Here is a 14,975-nt window from a genome sequence, read left to right as displayed (position 1 = left end):
GGCTTCGACCACGTCACGCCCCGGCGTGTCCGCTCGCCTGGCGCGCGCCGTGCGTCGCCTGCTTTCGCTCGTCGTCCTGCTGACATTCGGTGCGCTGGCCGGCTGCCAGACGACGCCTGTTCACGGACTGACGGCCGAGCAGATCGCCGCGCTCAAGTCCGAGGGGTTTGTCCAGACTGACGAAGGCTGGGAATTCGGCCTCTCCGACACGGTGCTCTTCGATACCGACAAGTTCGTGCTGCGCGACGCCGCTCGCCAGACCGTGCTGCGCATCGGCGGCACGCTCGTGAAGGTGGGGCTCGACGCGGTTCGCGTCTACGGCTACACCGACTCGGTCGGCAGCGACACGTATAACGAGCAGTTGTCGGCGCGCCGGGCAGACGCGGTGGCCGACGCGCTCGTCGACGCGGGCCTGAAGCGCAACGGCATCCAGTCGATCGGCGCCGGCAAGCGCAATCCGGTGGCCGACAACAGCACACCGGCCGGCCGCGCTCAGAACCGCCGCGTGGCCATCGTGATCTCGACGCGCTGACGGTCGCGATTTGCTGCGCGGTCGTGGCAAGACGCTCGCGTCACGCCGACGCCGCCCGTGGGGAACGTCTCGCGCGGCGCGCGATCACAATCAGTCAAAATGACGGCAATTTCGGGGCATGCCCGCAAGCGGCCAGCCCCCTCACCGGCTAGTGCCCGGTTGCCGTAACGTTTCCGATCCACTGCGCTTCCTCAGCTGACGGCTCACCCCGAATGCATCGTGCATCACGTGTTTTCCTGAACCTCGTGTGGCTCGCCGTCCTGGCGGGCGGTGGGGTGTCGCCTGCGCTTGCGCAGCCTGCTCGCGTCGCAACGTGGGCGACTGCGCCCCAGGCCGTCGCACAACATCCCGCGGCGCCGTCGTTCAATCGGGCCCCGGCCGTCGGTGGCCGAACCGTGCGCCAGATCGTTTATCCGACACTGTCGGGCAATGAGGTGCGCGTGCGGTTTTCGAACACGTTCGGCACGCAACCGCTGGAGATCGGGGCGGCAAGTCTCGCGGTGTCCGAGCGCGGCGCGGCCGTCGATGCCGCGAGCTTGCGCGCGCTGACGTTCGGCGGCAGACCGGCCGCTTCGCTTGCGCCTGGAGCGTCGGTCGAAAGCGACCCGTTGCCATTCGCTGTCCGCGCCGGCACACCGCTGGCGGTCAGCCTGTTCACGCGGGAGGCGCGCACGCCGACAACGTGGCACAAGATCGCGCAACAGACGGCGTTCCTGAGCGGCACCGGCAATTACGTCGATGCCGCGCAGGGCTCGTCGTTTCCGACGCGCTTCACCAACACCGTGTGGCTGTCGGGACTCAGCGTGGTGCCCGACGTACCGGCACACGCCATCGTCGCCATCGGCGATTCGATCACGGACGGCATGCGTAGCACGCTCAATGCCAACCGGCGCTGGCCGGACGGGCTGGCGCGGCGTCTGGAAGCGGCCGGGCGCCGCGATGTCGCGGTGCTCAATCTCGGCATCAGCGGCAATCGCCTGCTGCACGATTCGGCATGTTACGGCGAGCGGCTGCTGACGCGCTTCCGCCGCGATGCGCTGGAGCAACCGGGCGTGCGCACGGTGGTGGTGCAGATCGGTATCAACGACATCAACTTCGGGTACGTGCCGCCGCACGCCGGACTCGACTGCGACGTACCGCACGTGATCGTGACCGCCCCGGAGATGATCGCCGGCTATCAGTCGCTGATCGCCGCCGCGCACGCTAAGCACGTACGTATCCTCGGCACCACCATCCCGCCGGGAAAATTGCCGCCCGAGCGCGAAGCGGTCCGGGAAGCCGTCAATCAGTGGGTACGCACGAGCGGCGCCTTTGATGGCGTGATCGATTTCGACGCGGCGCTGCGCGACCCGGCGCAGCCCACGCGCATGCAGCCGCGTCTGGACAGCGGCGACGGGACGCATCCGAGCGATGCCGGATATGCCGCGATGGCGGACGCCGTGCCGCTGCCGCTGGTGCTCGGCCCCCAGAAGTAGCGCCGGCCGGGCGCAGGGCGTCAGCGCTCGCGCCGCACGCCGATCGTGATCTGCTGCAGACGTGCAACCTCGGGCGATCGCAGCCACTCCGGATGTTCGAGGCAGTGGCGGAACATTGCGGTCGCATCGTCTCCCCAATACAACGCGCCGTCGCAGGCAAAGGTGGGTACGCCGAACACGCCCGCCGCGATGGCGCTTTCGGTGTTCTCGCGCAAGGCCGTTTTCACGGCCGGGGCGTCTGCCTTCTCGATGGCCTCATCGGGCGAGAGCCCCAGGCGTTCGCTGAGGACTTGCCACTCCTGCACGTCGGTGACGTCGCGCCCTTCCGCCCAGATGAACCGGAAAATCGTTTGCACGACCTCGTGCGTCGCGCCGAGCGCCACAGCCAGGCGCAACACACGGATCGGATGGAACGGATGTACCGGGGGCATGCGAAACGGAATGCCGTCCTGCTCGGCCCGGAATTGCGCCATGCGATAAGTGAAGACGCGCTTGGCGGGGATCTCCGCCGGCCCCTGCGTCTGCACGTGCGCGAGTATCGCGCCCAGCACGATCGGCTTGCATTCGATCGTCAGCGCGCCGGGCAGCGTGCCGAAGCGCTGGAGCTGCAAGTACGCGAAGGGCGAGGCGAAATCGAAATACCATTGTGCCCGGCGGGCGGGAGCAGCTTGCGACATGAGGACGGTCTCCGGTAAGGCGATGTTTGATGATGTCGGCGCGGACAAAAGCCTCGACGCGTTTCGTGACCCTGAAGGGGGCGCTTACAGGGATGCTTCCCGATGATTTGCATCAGTGTAGCGGGCGGGCCACCGCCATCGGCGAACCGCCTGCGCGGTCGCAAGGCAAAAAACGCCGTGAATTCAGAAGCTTACGTGCTAGCTGAGTAAATATCGGATTTTCGTATATTTCGTATCTGATATAACGATTTTTATTATTTAAGCGGAGTTTTTAGACTTGCAGTCATTCCATAGGAGTGCCTGCAATGACAACAAAAACCCACACCGAACGCTCTGCCACGGCCAGCCGTCCCGATACTCTGGTGCCGGATCGGCACAACCCTTGGGCCGGCCTGATCCTCTCGACGGTCATTGCTTTCGTGGCGTTGTTGCTCGGTCGGCAGATGCCGCTTGTTGGCGGTCCGGTGTTCGGCATCCTGCTGGGCATTCTCGTGCGCAACCTGTTTGCGCCGGGGGCCCGATACGAGGCGGGCATCAAGTTTGCGTCGAAGTACGTGCTTCAGTGGTCCATCATCGCGCTCGGCTTTGGGTTGAGCCTGTCGCAGGTCGCCCATACGGGGCTCGAGTCGCTGGCCGTCACGGCGGTGACGATCACCGCCGCGGGCTTGTCGGCCTGGGGGCTGGGGCGTCTGCTCGGCGTCGGCGACAAGCTCAAGTTGCTCATCGGCGTGGGCACGGCCATCTGCGGCGGCTCGGCGATCGCGGCCGTCACGCCGATCGTCAAGCCGGACGATCACGAGACCGCATTCGCCATCTCGACCATCTTCCTGTTCAATATCGCGGCCGTGCTGCTCTTCCCGGTACTCGGCCACGTGCTCCACTTGTCGGACCTGGGATTCGGCATGTGGGCGGGCACGGCAATCAACGATACGTCGTCGGTGGTGGCAGCCGGGTACAGCTACAGCAAGGCGGCCGGGGACTACGCAACGATCGTCAAGCTCACCCGTGCCACGCTGATCATCCCGATTTGCCTGACGCTCGCCGCGATCGTGGCCTATCGTGCCAAGCGCTCCGGCGCAGGCAACTTCAGCCTCGCCCGCATCTTCCCGTGGTTCATCCTCGGCTTCCTGATCGCGTCGGGTATCCGCACGGCGGGACTGGTGCCAAACGCGCTCCAACCGTGGATTCACGATGCCGCCGAGTTCCTCATCATCGTTGCGCTCACGGCCATCGGCCTGTCGTCGAACCTGCGCCGCATGGCTTCCACCGGCGTGCGCCCCATCCTCCTGGGACTCGGCGTGTGGGCCGCCGTGTCGGTGAGCAGCCTGGTCGTGCAACTGGCGATGGGGCAGCTCTAAGACGATACCCGTCCGGCGTCAGCCCCTGGGACATAACCGGCGGTCAAGCCGGGTTTCGTCACCTAGAATGAAATCACGGACGGCCATCGGTCGTCCGTGAAGTCTTTTGGGTGCGGCAATTCGGGAGGCGTCATGGGAACGTCATTCGGTGAGATCGGGTATACCATCGGCGCGCTGGTGCTGATCGCGGTGCTGGCCGGGATGGTGTGGGAGCTGGGGGTGTGGTGGACGCGTCACCCGAATCATCGCGCGGTGCAGCGGCTCGAGCACGCCTGGGCGCGGATTCGCCACCCACGACAATGAGCGCGCGCGCTCCGCGCGCAGGCGATCCGAGCGGGAGGGAACGTGCGGCTCGCGTTTGTCGGCCGCGGGGACGGGGTGTGCCACGTGGCTCAGTCGAGCTTGAGATGGCGCGGCACGTTGCCGTCCCAGCGCTGCAGGTCTTCGAGCGGATACGGCTTGCTGCCGTGAAGCGCGCGCTTGATGCGACTCTTGCCGCTGGGTTGCGGCACGTTCGGTAACTCGGCGCCGGCGGGCGTGCCCGCCAGATCGAGATAGTCGCGCTTGAACTCGGCCTGCGTCATGCCCCACTTCATCAGAAATTCACGGCTGCCCCGATTCTTCACCACGCGGCCGGTGGAGCGGCACCCGAAGTGGTACACCACGCTCTTGCCGACAATGCGGAACGTGCGACAGCCGACGAGCCACAGCTTCATCAGGAAGTCGTCGTCGCTGCTCATGCCCGGCCCGAACTCGATGCTGTATCCCCCAACGAGATGCCACAGGCTGCGGCTTACCAAAGTGGGCTGCGTGGGCACGCCGTTGACATCGCCGCGACCCAGCGACGCGGCGAAGGCGAGCAGTGCCGACTCGTCGAACGTCTCCGGCGTCGTGCCGAAATCCTTCGACACTACCTGTTTGCTCACCCCGGCGTTGGGCTCGATCATCACCGACGACAGGTAATAGACGGGCGTGTCCAGGGTACGGGCCGCCTCGATGAGCGCCGTGTCCCAGCCGGGCGTGACGAACATGTCGTCGTTCAGGAACAGCAACTGGTCGTGCGAGGCCAGGGGCGCGAGCTGGTTGAGCGCCAGGCAGACGCCCACGTTGCCGCTGCTGTGGGTGTAACGCAGTCCCTGTGCCTGCACCCATGCCAGCGTACCGTCGCTGCCGTCGTTCACGTGGACGAGAATCTCGTGCGCCTCGCCGGAATGACGGCGCACGCTATCGATACACAGCTTGAGGAACGGCAGGTTGTTCCAGGTCGGAATCAGAATGCTTAGCATGGAAGGAACGGCGTGTATTACCGGGCGGCCGGCGTCTTATTGTCGGGATCGCCGTCAGGATATGCGAAGGCCGCAAACACCGCCAGCATCGTTGCGTAGAAGGCGACCGTGACTTTCAGGTTGAAGGTCTCGACGGTCAGTCCGAAGACGGCGAATGCAACCGCGGTCATCAGTCCCATGAGCGCGGCGCGATGTTCCTTGCGGCTTGAGCGCACGCGGGCGGCGCGCAAATACAGGTATGCGGGTCCGGCATAGACGCCGAGAATGGCCAGCAGGCCGAGGATCAGACCGTAATCGGTGGCGTAAGCCAGAATCTGGTTGTGCACCTCCCCCTTGCCGAGGTCGGCCGCCAGTGGCGTGAGAACACCGGATGCGGACATTTCAGGCATGGCGTCACGGTAACCATGGGCGCCGAGCCCGAGCAGTGGGTGCTCGACAATGAGTTTGCCTGCCGCCTTCCAGAGCTCGAGCCGGATACCGGTGGACGTGTCGGGATGCCCTTGAGAAAGGTTCGTGAGGTCCGACCGAACGGCCTCGAATCGGTCGCGCACCAAGGGCGATGCGAAAGCGCCGGCCAGCAGCACGACGGCGACGACGGCAATCATGACACGCCGCCACATGTTGACGCCAGGTTCGCGCCAGAACAGCCACACGACAAGCAGGCAGGGCAGGGCGATCCAGCCTCCGCGCGACTGGCTGGCCCAGGACGCGTAGCCGCCGGCGAGGGCGCCGGCAATCTTGAACACGACGACCCAGGGCTTGTCGTGTGCGAGCCAATGGATCGACACCACGGAGAGGATGCCTAGCAGCAGGGAGATGTCGCCGAAATGGATCGGGTTGAGAAAGGCGCTCTCGGCCCTTGCCTCCAGGATGTCGGTGGTCGAGTAGACGGCCATGATGGCCGCGCAGATCGCGCCGGCGCCAAACGTCAGGTCGACGACCTTGGGAACCGATGGTGCAAGGCGTCGCAGTCCGAGAAACACAATAACGGCGAGAACGAAGCGCACGGGCGAGTCCAGCGTGTTGGAGACGACTTTCCCGTGCAGCAACTCAACGATCAGGATTGCAAAGAACGGCAGGCATAGGGCACTGATGAACACGCGAACGCCGATGTCGCTTCTGAAGAGCCGCCAAATATCCCCTTGTTTTCGCTCCGTCACGAGAACGGTCGCCCCCAGGGCGACCGTCAGAAACATTACGGTGTTTCCGCCGCGAGGGATCACTAAAGAGGCGGCGGGAAACAACAGAATCAACGCACAGAAAATCTTGGCAAACAAAGGCCGGTTTGAAAGTTGCGCCGGCAAGGCGGACTTACTCATTGGATGACTGGCAGACTTCAGGTTTACTCCGCACGAAGTATGCCAGAAATGCCCCCCGAGCCACGGCTTAGTCCTGCGTGTGCGACGTTTGCCCGCAAGACGTCCCGGAATGCGCGAATTTACAGGTTCATCGCGCCGAGCACGCCGCACAGATGCAGGGCCACATGCGTCCAGGCGGCCTCGTCGTAGGCGTCGCCCTCGCGCGCGCGTTGTTGCGCCTCGTGAAATGCGCGCCACAAGGCAGCGGCGCTCGACGGCGTGCCGCCCGCCAACTGATATTGGCGCTGCAAGGCTTCTGCCAGCCAGGGCTGCTCGTGCGCGCAGGCTTCGGCATAGGCTTCGACGGCAACGCGTGCATACGGATCGCCGGCCGGATCGAGCACGAGAGGCTGGCGGGCCACCGGCTGAGCGATGGCAGCGAAAGCGTGGCGCTGGGCGGCGCCGTGGCGTGTGGCGTGATGTTTCATGTCGGTCTCGTCTCGTTGGCCGCGCCAGGGCGACTGGCGCGGAATCACTTACGTGGACTCAGTCGTCTTCCAGATTTCGAATAAACACCATGGCCGCTTGCTTGGCCTGGTCGATGCTTGTGAATGTCCGGCCATCCATGGGCCAAATGTCGACCAGCACCGCAAAATTGCCAGGCTGCTCGCTCTGCATGATGCGGATGTAGTGCTGTCGGAACACGCAGCGTGCGAGTTCCACGGTCGGATGCGGTCGGCGAAAGTGGGCGGTTGCCATGACAGTCTCCAGGAAATCGGCCCTCCGGCCTCGACGGGCCGTTGCCTGAGGAATAGCAATTCCCATGCCAGTCCTTTTTGGCTTATTAACTAATTGATTTGTAAGGGGTGGTCACACATGGTCCGCGCCAGAGCGACGAAAAACGTTACGAAACCGAAACATGGCGGGAACGTCTGGCCGTAACAGTGGCGAGCGGCGAGCGGCGAGCAGGGGATCGAGTGTTGATCGAGTGTCGGGGGGGCGGGTGTGGGGCCATTCGCGCGGCTCACGCGTGCGTTGCCGCTAGAATGGGCGCATGAATCTGCGTTTTCTCGAAACCTTCGTCTGGCTCGCCAAGCTGCGCAATTTCCGACTTACGGCGGAGCGTCTGCATACGACGCAGGCCGGGGTGTCGAGCCGGATCGCGTCACTCGAGCAGAGTTTCGGCGTGCGTCTGTTCGATCGCAGCGCGCGGGAGGTCACGCTCACCGCTGCCGGACAGAAGGCGCTGGCCTATGCCGAACGCATCGTCATGCTCGGTCAGGAGATGAAGCGGGAACTGAGCGATCCCGACATGCCGCCGGGCGTGCTCAAGATCGGCGTGGTCGAATCGATCGTGCACAGCTGGTTTCCGGACCTGGCCGCGCGCATCCACCGCGAGTATCCGCAACTCGAGATCGAGGTCACCAGCGAGACGACGATCAATCTGTGCAAGCAGCTCGAAGCCGGTACGCTCGATCTCGTGCTGCAGACCGATGTCCAGCATGGCGCGGGCATCGAGAACCTGCCGCTGGCGGAATTCCCGATGCGCTGGGTGGCCAGCCCGAAGCTCGAGCTCGAGGGCGAGACGCTGGACGTGTCGGATCTCGCGGCGTATCCGCTGGTGAGCTTTTCCCGCAACTCCGGCCCGCACAAGACGCTCGAGCGCATGTTCTCGGTGGCCGCCGAACGTCCGGTGCGCGTGAACTGCATGACCTCGGTGGCGGCCATCATCCGGCTTGTGGCCGACGGCTTCGGGGTGGCGATGCTGCCCCCGGCCATCATTCAGCGCGAGCTGGGCGAACACAGCCTACATTTGCTGCGCGTGAACGCCAATTTCCCCAACCTGCCGCTCGTGGGCTCGTTCCGTACCGGGGCGCTGCTCGCGGAGAACGTGGCTCGCCTCGCACAGCGCACTGCCAGCGAGTTCGCGCTGAACATGGGCCCGGACATCGCGATTCCACCCGCCGCCGTCATGACGGCGCCTGCCTGGGGCGCTGGCGAGGCCTGACGCTGTCAGGCCCAGGACGCCGGTCATAAGAATTTGCTGTCGCGGCGAATTTGATTTCTTGTTGGACGCCATTTCCCCCGTTTTGCACACTCGGCAAGACGGTCGGCCCCTGTGCATCGCCGCTCGCCATGCGGCGCGCGCCGGGGTCGATCTCCCCCGATTGTCGAAACGATGGATTGCCTCATGACTGTGACTGCACCGCGCGCCCAACTCTGCATCTGGACGAATATCGACCCGGCCTTCGAAGCCGACTTCAACCGCTGGTACGACCGAGAGCACATGCAGGAGCGCGTGGCGATTCCGGGCTTCCGCTTCGCCCGTCGCTTCAAGGCCCTGCATGAAACCGCCCGTCCGTATCTGGCGCTCTACTGCACGCAGGACGCCTCCGTGTTCACGAGCGAGGCCTATGCCCGGGCATTCCAGCACCAGACGGAATGGTCGCTGCGCAACTTCGCACGCATGCAGGGTACGCAGCGTCGTGTCGGCACGCTCGACGTCGAGGCAGGCGAAGGGCAGGGCGGCATGCTGGCCGCCTTTGTTCTGACGCAGGCCGTCGTGGCGCAGGCCCGGCCGCGACTGGACACCCAGCTCGCCGAACTGGCGCAAGCCGACGGCATCGTGCGCGCCACGTTGCAGGTCACCGTGCCGTCGCTGTCCGTCTCCCTCACGGCCAAGGACGCACCGCCGCCCCCGGCGGACGCCGTGGTGCTGATCGAAGGCACCGACCCCGACGCCGTGCGAGCCGCCGCCGAGACGCTGGCCGCCGCCCATGGCGTGCCCGCCGGCGAGGTCACCCGCTTTGCCATGCTCTGGCGCCTTGGCGCCAACGACGACTGACCTCCCGCCGCCTTCCCGCGAGCGATCTCGCGGACCCACTGGAGACATCCATGACGACATATTCGAATACCCGCGACGCCGCGCAAGCGTCTGCCGGGACTCACGACGCCGCGCGCGCCGGCCGCGCCAACAAGGGACGCCTTGCGACGGCCAGCATGGTGGGCACCACGCTGGAATGGTACGACTTCACCGTCTACAACACGCTCGCCGCGCTCGTGTTCAACCATCTGTTCTTCCCGTCGGTCGATCCGCTCGCCGGTACGATCCTGGCGCTGTCGACGTACGCCGTGGGCTATGTTTCGCGCCCGCTCGGCGGGTTCGTGTTCGGCAACCTCGGGGACAAGATCGGCCGTCGTGCCGTACTCGTGCTCACGCTTGTGGTCATGGGCCTGACCACGGGGCTCATGGGGTTGTTGCCCACGTACGCCTCGATCGGCATCTGGAGCCCGGTGCTCCTCGTGGCGCTGCGCTTCGTGCAAGGGGTCGCGCTCGGCGGCGAATGGGCGGGGGCGGTGCTGCTTTCGGTCGAGCACGGCGATCAGCGCAAGCGAGGATTGAACGCCTCGTGGACGCAGGTCGGACCGTCGTTCGGCACGTTGCTTGCGACCGGCCTCATCGCGCTCATCACGCTCGCGATTTCGCCCGACGACTTCCTCTCGTGGGGATGGCGCGTGCCGTTCCTGCTGAGCCTGGTGCTGGTGGGGTTCGGTTTGTGGGTGCGTCGCGGCGTGGAAGAAACGCCGATGTTCGAACAGATCCAGCATTCGGAGCGTCAGGCCGAAATGCCGATCGCCGACGTTTTTCGCTCGCACTGGCGCAATCTGCTCGTGGCCGGTGGCTCGCGCATCGGCTCGGACGTGCTCTACGCCCTGATGGTGGTCTTCACGCTCACTTACGTGACCGGCACGCTGCATTTGTCGCGCCCGCTGGCACTCACCGCAGTGCTCGTCGGGACCGCGTGCAACGCGCTCACGGTGCCACTGTTCGGCGCGCTTTCTGACAAGCTCGGCCGCCGCCCGGTGTATGGCTTCGGCGTGCTGTGCGCGATGATCTGGGCTTATGGGTTCTTCGTGCTGCTCGATACGTCCCATCCGGCGCTCATCGTGCTGTCGGTCGTCATCGGCCTGGTGATCCACGCAATCATGTACGGTCCTCAGGCAGCGTTCGTTACCGAGCAGTTTCCGACCCGCGTTCGCTACGCGGGCGCTTCGCTGGCCTATACGCTGGCGGGGATTCTGGGCGGCGGGTTCGCGCCGCTCATCATCGTGAGCCTGTATAAGGAATACGGCACTACGGTGTCGGTATCGCTGTACGTCACGGTGGCGCTCGCGGTGACGGCCGTGGCGCTGCTCGCGGCGCGCGAGACCGCGCACAAGCCTCTCAGGGATTGACGCACACCGACATCCCGGCATGACGCGACGGCACGCCTGCGGGCGTGCCGTTGTCGTTTGTCGTGCGCGAAGCGGCGTAGTGACGAGACGTGCTGACGGGCGTCGGTCGTTGCCGAACTAGCCGGCGGGCGTTTCGCACAATGCGGCGAGCCCGGCCAGATCGCCACGTTGCGCGAGTTGGTGAACGTGTCGGGCGAAGGCGTCGAACTGCGGCGCCTGATCGCTCAACTCGCGCGCCCAGTCCATCAGATCGGTGATCGCACCCATCGCGATCAGCTGCCGCGCTTGCGTCAGATGTTCACGGGACGGCAGTATTCGCGGCAGGTCGCCCGGGGCGTCGGTGTTCGACGCGGTCGGCGATTCGTCGCGCTGCAGATCCAGCAGCCGCGCGAGCGTGTTGCGCAGATCGGCCAGCTCGATGGGCTTGAGCAGGCACGCGTCGTAGCCGCTCGCTTCCACCGCCTGGGGCGAGGCCGAGACGGCGAGTACCGGCACGCCGGGCCAGCGGCGCCGGGTGGCACGGGCGACGGCGAGTCCGTCGGCGTTGGGCATCATGTGGTCGGTGAGCACGAGATCCGGGGCCGACGCTTTCGGGTCGCCCAGCGCCGCGATGAGCGCGACGCCGTCGCCGAACGTGCGCACGGCAAAGCCCAGGCTCGCCAGTTCGTCGTGCAGGAACTGCCGGATGTCCGGCGAGTCCTCCGCGAGCCAGATGCGATAGCCGCCGCCGTCGAGCGCGGGCAGCGCATGGGGCATGCCCGGGAACGAATACGACACGAGATCCGTTTCGCGCGCGATGCGCAGCGCGAGCGTGAACGATACCCGCGTGCCCGCGTCGGGCGCGCTGTCGATGGAGATCGTGCCGTCCATGCGCTCGACCCATTGCTGCACGATGGCCAGGCCAAGACCCACGCCCGGCACGCGTCGTGCCCGGTCGAGTCGCGCGAATGGCTCGAACACGCGAGGCAGGTCGTCGCTCGCAATACCGCAGCCGGAGTCCTCCACCGCGAAGCGCACGTGCACGAGGTCTGCGCGCGATGCATCCGCAGTGGCGTGCAGCGAGAGCGTGATCGTGCCGTTCGACGTGTACTTCGCGGCATTGTCCAGCAAATTGCCCAGGACCTGGCGCACCCGCTTGGCGTCGAATTCGAGCAGTGGCGGCAGCGGCGCGCGCACGTCGAGCACGAACGTGTTGTCATGCTTGCGCGCCAGGCTCATGCCCTCGTGCGCCATGGCGTCGACGAAGGCATGCGTGTAGACGGGGGCGACGTGCAGCGCGTCGGCTGCGCCGCCGCCGGCGTACTCGATCAGGTCGTTGACCATGGCGAGCATGTGGTGCGCGCTGCGTCGGATGATGCGACCCCGGTCGGCGTCTTCGCGGCCGCCGGCCTGCACCAGATCGGCGAAGCCGATGATGGAGGTCAACGGTGTGCGCAGGTCGTGGCTGATGCGCGCGAGGAAGTCGCTCTTCGCGCTGTTCGCTTCATCGGCCGCGATGAGCGCGGCCTGCAATTCGCGCGTGCGCATGTCGACGGCGTTGGCCAGCCTGACTTGCTCCTCGCGGCGCGTTTGTAGCACTTCATGCTGCGCGGCACGCTGCTCGCGTACTAGCTCGCGCGAGCGGCCGGCCAAGATGATCGTGAGCATGAGCAGCACGGAGACATTGGTGCTCCAGGCCATCGCCGTATTGGCCAGCCAATCCTCGGGCAGCACGCCGTAGATGATGGCCAGCCGCCAGAACAGCACGGCGCATCCCGGCGAGAACGAGAGCAGCGACAACCGCGCGTTGGCGTTGCCGCGCCGCCAGCCGTCGATGAGCGACACCACCCAGATGGCGTTGAATGCGGTGAGCAGACGCAGGTGCGTGAGCGCTGCCGCGCGGTGATCGCCGAAAGCGACCCAGAGCGCCATGACGGCCATGCATGCGATCATCGCGCGGTAGGTCCAGCGCCAGATCGCGATGCGTCGCAGGCCCGCGAAGATCATGAGCATCGCGCTGAAGAAACCTGCGGTGAGCGTGGAGAAGAAGCTCGGCGCCCGCACCACGAATTCTCCGCCCTGCGTGAGCAGGTACCGGTAAAGAAAGCCCTGAAACGCCATGTCCTGCGCGACCTGGGTGACGGTGACGAGCGCGAGCAGCACGAACACCGTGTCGCGACGCGCCACGCCGAGCACCATGGCGTACAACGCGATCGAGAGCATCGACCCGGCAAGCAGCATGGCGACCATCGCGTTGTGTGACTCCTCCAGACGGAAGTCGTCCGGACGCCAGAGCTCGGGCACGATGCTGACCGACGACCGGGACTGCACGCGCACGAGGAACGTCATGCGCTCGCCGGGCGCCAGCGTGATCGGGAAAACCGAGGTCTCCGAGGTGACCGGATGCCGGTCGAGCGGCACGGTGTGACCGGCGCGCCAGGTCACGCTCGGCTGCGTGCTGCCGAACGGCATGGCGTAGAAGCGCACGTCTTCGAGCCGCACGATGCCCACGCTCAGCCAGCGGGTGACGGGCGCCTTGCCGAGGTTCTCGAAGTGACCCGCGAGCCAGAACGCGGCGCTGCTGTAGCCGGGGTTGAGCATGCGCGGCGCAACGTCGCGCCATCCGGGGGCGACGAGCGCTTGCGACGGCGTGAGGCGCGCGGACGGGTCCTCGAGAATGCGCAGCCGCGTGTCAAGCTTGAGCGGCGATGACGCGCCATCGATGTCGATGAACGAGGCCGCCGCCACTTTCGCGGCCGCGGCGGACGCGGCGGGCTCGGGCGTCTCGGAGGCCGTGGGGGCGGCGAGGGCGACGCTCGCGCCCGCGAGCAGCACGACCAGTCCAACCATCATGAGCCGCACGATCCAGCGCGCGATGCGGGCCATGACGCGGGACATGGCCCGCACGCGCCGCATGGCGGTGCGCCGGCTCGGCGCGCCGTCGAGTCCGCGCGATGACCCCGCGATCATGGTGCGGTGGACGTTCCCGGTACGTCCGTTACCGGGGGAGACTGCGGCGCGTCCCGATGCGCGCCCGACGCCCCGAGCTCGCGAAAGCCGCTCGGCGGCATGCCGAAGCGTTCGCGAAACGCCGTGGCAAAGTTCGCGGCGCTGGCGAAGCCGACGGCGCCGGCGATGTCCTGGACGTCGAGCGACGTTTCGGAGAGCAGGCGTCGCGCTTCCTTCATGCGCTCCTCTCGTAGGAAGTCGAATACCGTCACGCCGACGCACCGGCGAAACGCCAGGTTCAGGCGGCGGGTGTTCGTGCCTACGGCGCTCGCCAGGCCGGCCAGTTCGGGCGTGAGCGCGAGCCGGTCGAGCAGCAGCGCCCGCGTGGCGCGAAAAAGCACGGCGTCGAGCGTGTGCGCCTGTATGGGCAGCGGCGGCGCCTTGCCCGCCTCGGTACCGGGTAAGGGCGCGGGTGCGCCTGCCTTCAGATGGATCGAGAGGCGCAGCCGTACCTCTTCGAAATCGTACGGTTTGGTCACGTAGTCGACGGCGCCGGCCGAGAGCCCGGCCACCCGTTCGCCGGGCAGGGCCGCGGCCGTCAGGAAGATCAGCGGGATGTGACGCGTGCCGGGGTCGGCCTTGAGCAGACGGCACGCACCCAGGCCGTCGCAGACCGGCATGCGGATGTCCATCAGGATCAGGTCGGGTTGCACCGTGCGCGCCTTCGTGTAGCCGTCGCGGCCGTCCTGCGCGATGTAGACGCGGCATCCCTGCTGGCTGAGGAAGTCCATGAGGAGCATGCGGTCGTCCTGATTGTCGTCGACGACGAGCACCCGCACACCCGAGAGCTGACGGGCGTGCGGCGAGGCGGGCCAGGCGTCGCCCGCCTGACGTGCGGCGGGTGTGACATGCGGCTGCGGAGGCTGGGGACGATCGCTCATGATGGTCGCCATTCTTTCACATTCGCTGCGTTACGCTGCGGCGATTGCCCGCGAAACCGGACCCGCGAGAAATTTTTTTCCGTCGCGCAAACGACACATGCCGTCTGGCAAAGGTGGGGCGATTTCAGGTGGGAAGCGCTCGGGTAGGGTCGGGCGTCGGGTTCGTCGGGGCGAGGACCGGCGCGCGGGCGATCGGGGGATTGCCCGCCGGCGGCAAACCCCATGTGGCGGGCCCGGCCCCCCT

Annotated in this window: 14 protein-coding genes; 7 read left to right on the top strand and 7 right to left on the bottom strand. The window is 66.3% G+C overall.

Features of this window, described 5'->3' with window-relative positions; genetic code table 11:
• The first annotated feature begins 25 nt into the window (after positions 1-25).
• A complete protein-coding gene (yfiB, locus tag PMO31116_RS24270; protein WP_281350130.1) occupies positions 26-532 on the top strand; it encodes an outer membrane lipoprotein YfiB in 507 nt (168 codons plus the stop codon).
• Between the two features lie 212 nt (positions 533-744).
• Positions 745-2,007 (top strand): SGNH/GDSL hydrolase family protein, encoded by a 1,263-nt coding sequence (locus tag PMO31116_RS08585; protein ID WP_150566358.1) that lies wholly within the window; start codon positions 745-747, stop codon positions 2,005-2,007.
• A gap of 20 nt (positions 2,008-2,027) precedes the next feature.
• Here PMO31116_RS08585 and PMO31116_RS08580 read toward each other — a convergent pair whose 3' ends face one another.
• On the bottom strand, positions 2,028-2,684 hold the full coding sequence (locus PMO31116_RS08580) for a 2-hydroxychromene-2-carboxylate isomerase (protein WP_150566357.1): 657 nt from the start codon (positions 2,682-2,684) through the stop codon (positions 2,028-2,030).
• 305 nt (positions 2,685-2,989) lie between these two features.
• On the opposite strand from PMO31116_RS08580, the gene PMO31116_RS08575 reads away from it, so the two are divergent.
• Both PMO31116_RS08575 and PMO31116_RS23635 read left to right on the top strand, forming a co-directional pair.
• Positions 2,990-4,042, top strand: a complete 1,053-nt coding sequence (locus tag PMO31116_RS08575; protein ID WP_217424729.1) for a YeiH family protein — start codon at positions 2,990-2,992, stop codon at positions 4,040-4,042.
• 132 nt (positions 4,043-4,174) lie between these two features.
• Positions 4,175-4,345 carry a hypothetical protein gene (locus tag PMO31116_RS23635; RefSeq protein WP_174971002.1) on the top strand — a complete coding sequence of 57 codons (171 nt, stop codon included), beginning with the start codon at positions 4,175-4,177 and terminating at the stop codon, positions 4,343-4,345.
• 89 nt (positions 4,346-4,434) lie between these two features.
• Here the strand turns inward: PMO31116_RS23635 and PMO31116_RS08570 are convergent, their stop codons facing one another.
• From PMO31116_RS08570 to PMO31116_RS08555, 4 genes are all read right to left on the bottom strand, one after another.
• Positions 4,435-5,328, bottom strand: a complete 894-nt coding sequence (locus tag PMO31116_RS08570) for a glycosyltransferase family 2 protein (protein ID WP_150566356.1) — start codon at positions 5,326-5,328, stop codon at positions 4,435-4,437.
• 17 nt (positions 5,329-5,345) lie between these two features.
• Positions 5,346-6,647, bottom strand: a complete 1,302-nt coding sequence (locus PMO31116_RS08565; RefSeq protein WP_150566355.1) for an O-antigen ligase family protein — start codon at positions 6,645-6,647, stop codon at positions 5,346-5,348.
• A gap of 119 nt (positions 6,648-6,766) precedes the next feature.
• Positions 6,767-7,114 (bottom strand): hypothetical protein, encoded by a 348-nt coding sequence (locus tag PMO31116_RS08560; RefSeq protein ID WP_150566354.1) that lies wholly within the window; start codon positions 7,112-7,114, stop codon positions 6,767-6,769.
• Positions 7,115-7,172: 58 nt separating this feature from the next.
• Complete coding sequence (locus PMO31116_RS08555; protein ID WP_150566353.1) at positions 7,173-7,385, bottom strand: hypothetical protein; 213 nt, start codon at positions 7,383-7,385, stop codon at positions 7,173-7,175.
• 295 nt (positions 7,386-7,680) lie between these two features.
• On the opposite strand from PMO31116_RS08555, the gene PMO31116_RS08550 reads away from it, so the two are divergent.
• From PMO31116_RS08550 to PMO31116_RS08545, 3 genes are all read left to right on the top strand, one after another.
• Complete coding sequence (locus tag PMO31116_RS08550; protein WP_150566352.1) at positions 7,681-8,634, top strand: LysR family transcriptional regulator; 954 nt, start codon at positions 7,681-7,683, stop codon at positions 8,632-8,634.
• Positions 8,635-8,817: 183 nt separating this feature from the next.
• On the top strand, positions 8,818-9,471 hold the full coding sequence (locus PMO31116_RS23630) for a DUF4286 family protein (RefSeq protein ID WP_174970999.1): 654 nt from the start codon (positions 8,818-8,820) through the stop codon (positions 9,469-9,471).
• A 50-nt stretch (positions 9,472-9,521) separates the two neighbouring features.
• A complete protein-coding gene (locus PMO31116_RS08545; protein ID WP_425494783.1) occupies positions 9,522-10,862 on the top strand; it encodes an MFS transporter in 1,341 nt (446 codons plus the stop codon).
• Positions 10,863-10,979: 117 nt separating this feature from the next.
• On the opposite strand, the gene PMO31116_RS08540 is transcribed toward PMO31116_RS08545, so the two are convergent.
• Together PMO31116_RS08540 and PMO31116_RS08535 are read right to left on the bottom strand one after the other, a co-directional pair.
• The gene (locus tag PMO31116_RS08540) at positions 10,980-13,739 is read right to left on the bottom strand and encodes a hybrid sensor histidine kinase/response regulator (RefSeq protein ID WP_174970996.1); all 2,760 of its coding nucleotides are present in this window, start codon (positions 13,737-13,739) and stop codon (positions 10,980-10,982) included.
• Positions 13,740-13,807: 68 nt separating this feature from the next.
• Complete coding sequence (locus PMO31116_RS08535; protein WP_246185227.1) at positions 13,808-14,590, bottom strand: response regulator transcription factor; 783 nt, start codon at positions 14,588-14,590, stop codon at positions 13,808-13,810.
• Between the last annotated feature and the right edge of the window lie 385 nt (positions 14,591-14,975).

Origin of the sequence: Pandoraea morbifera, from assembly GCF_902459575.1 — a bacterium.
Classification (GTDB): Bacteria; Pseudomonadota; Gammaproteobacteria; order Burkholderiales; family Burkholderiaceae; genus Pandoraea; species Pandoraea morbifera.
This window is presented reverse-complemented; position numbering and strand designations above follow the sequence as displayed.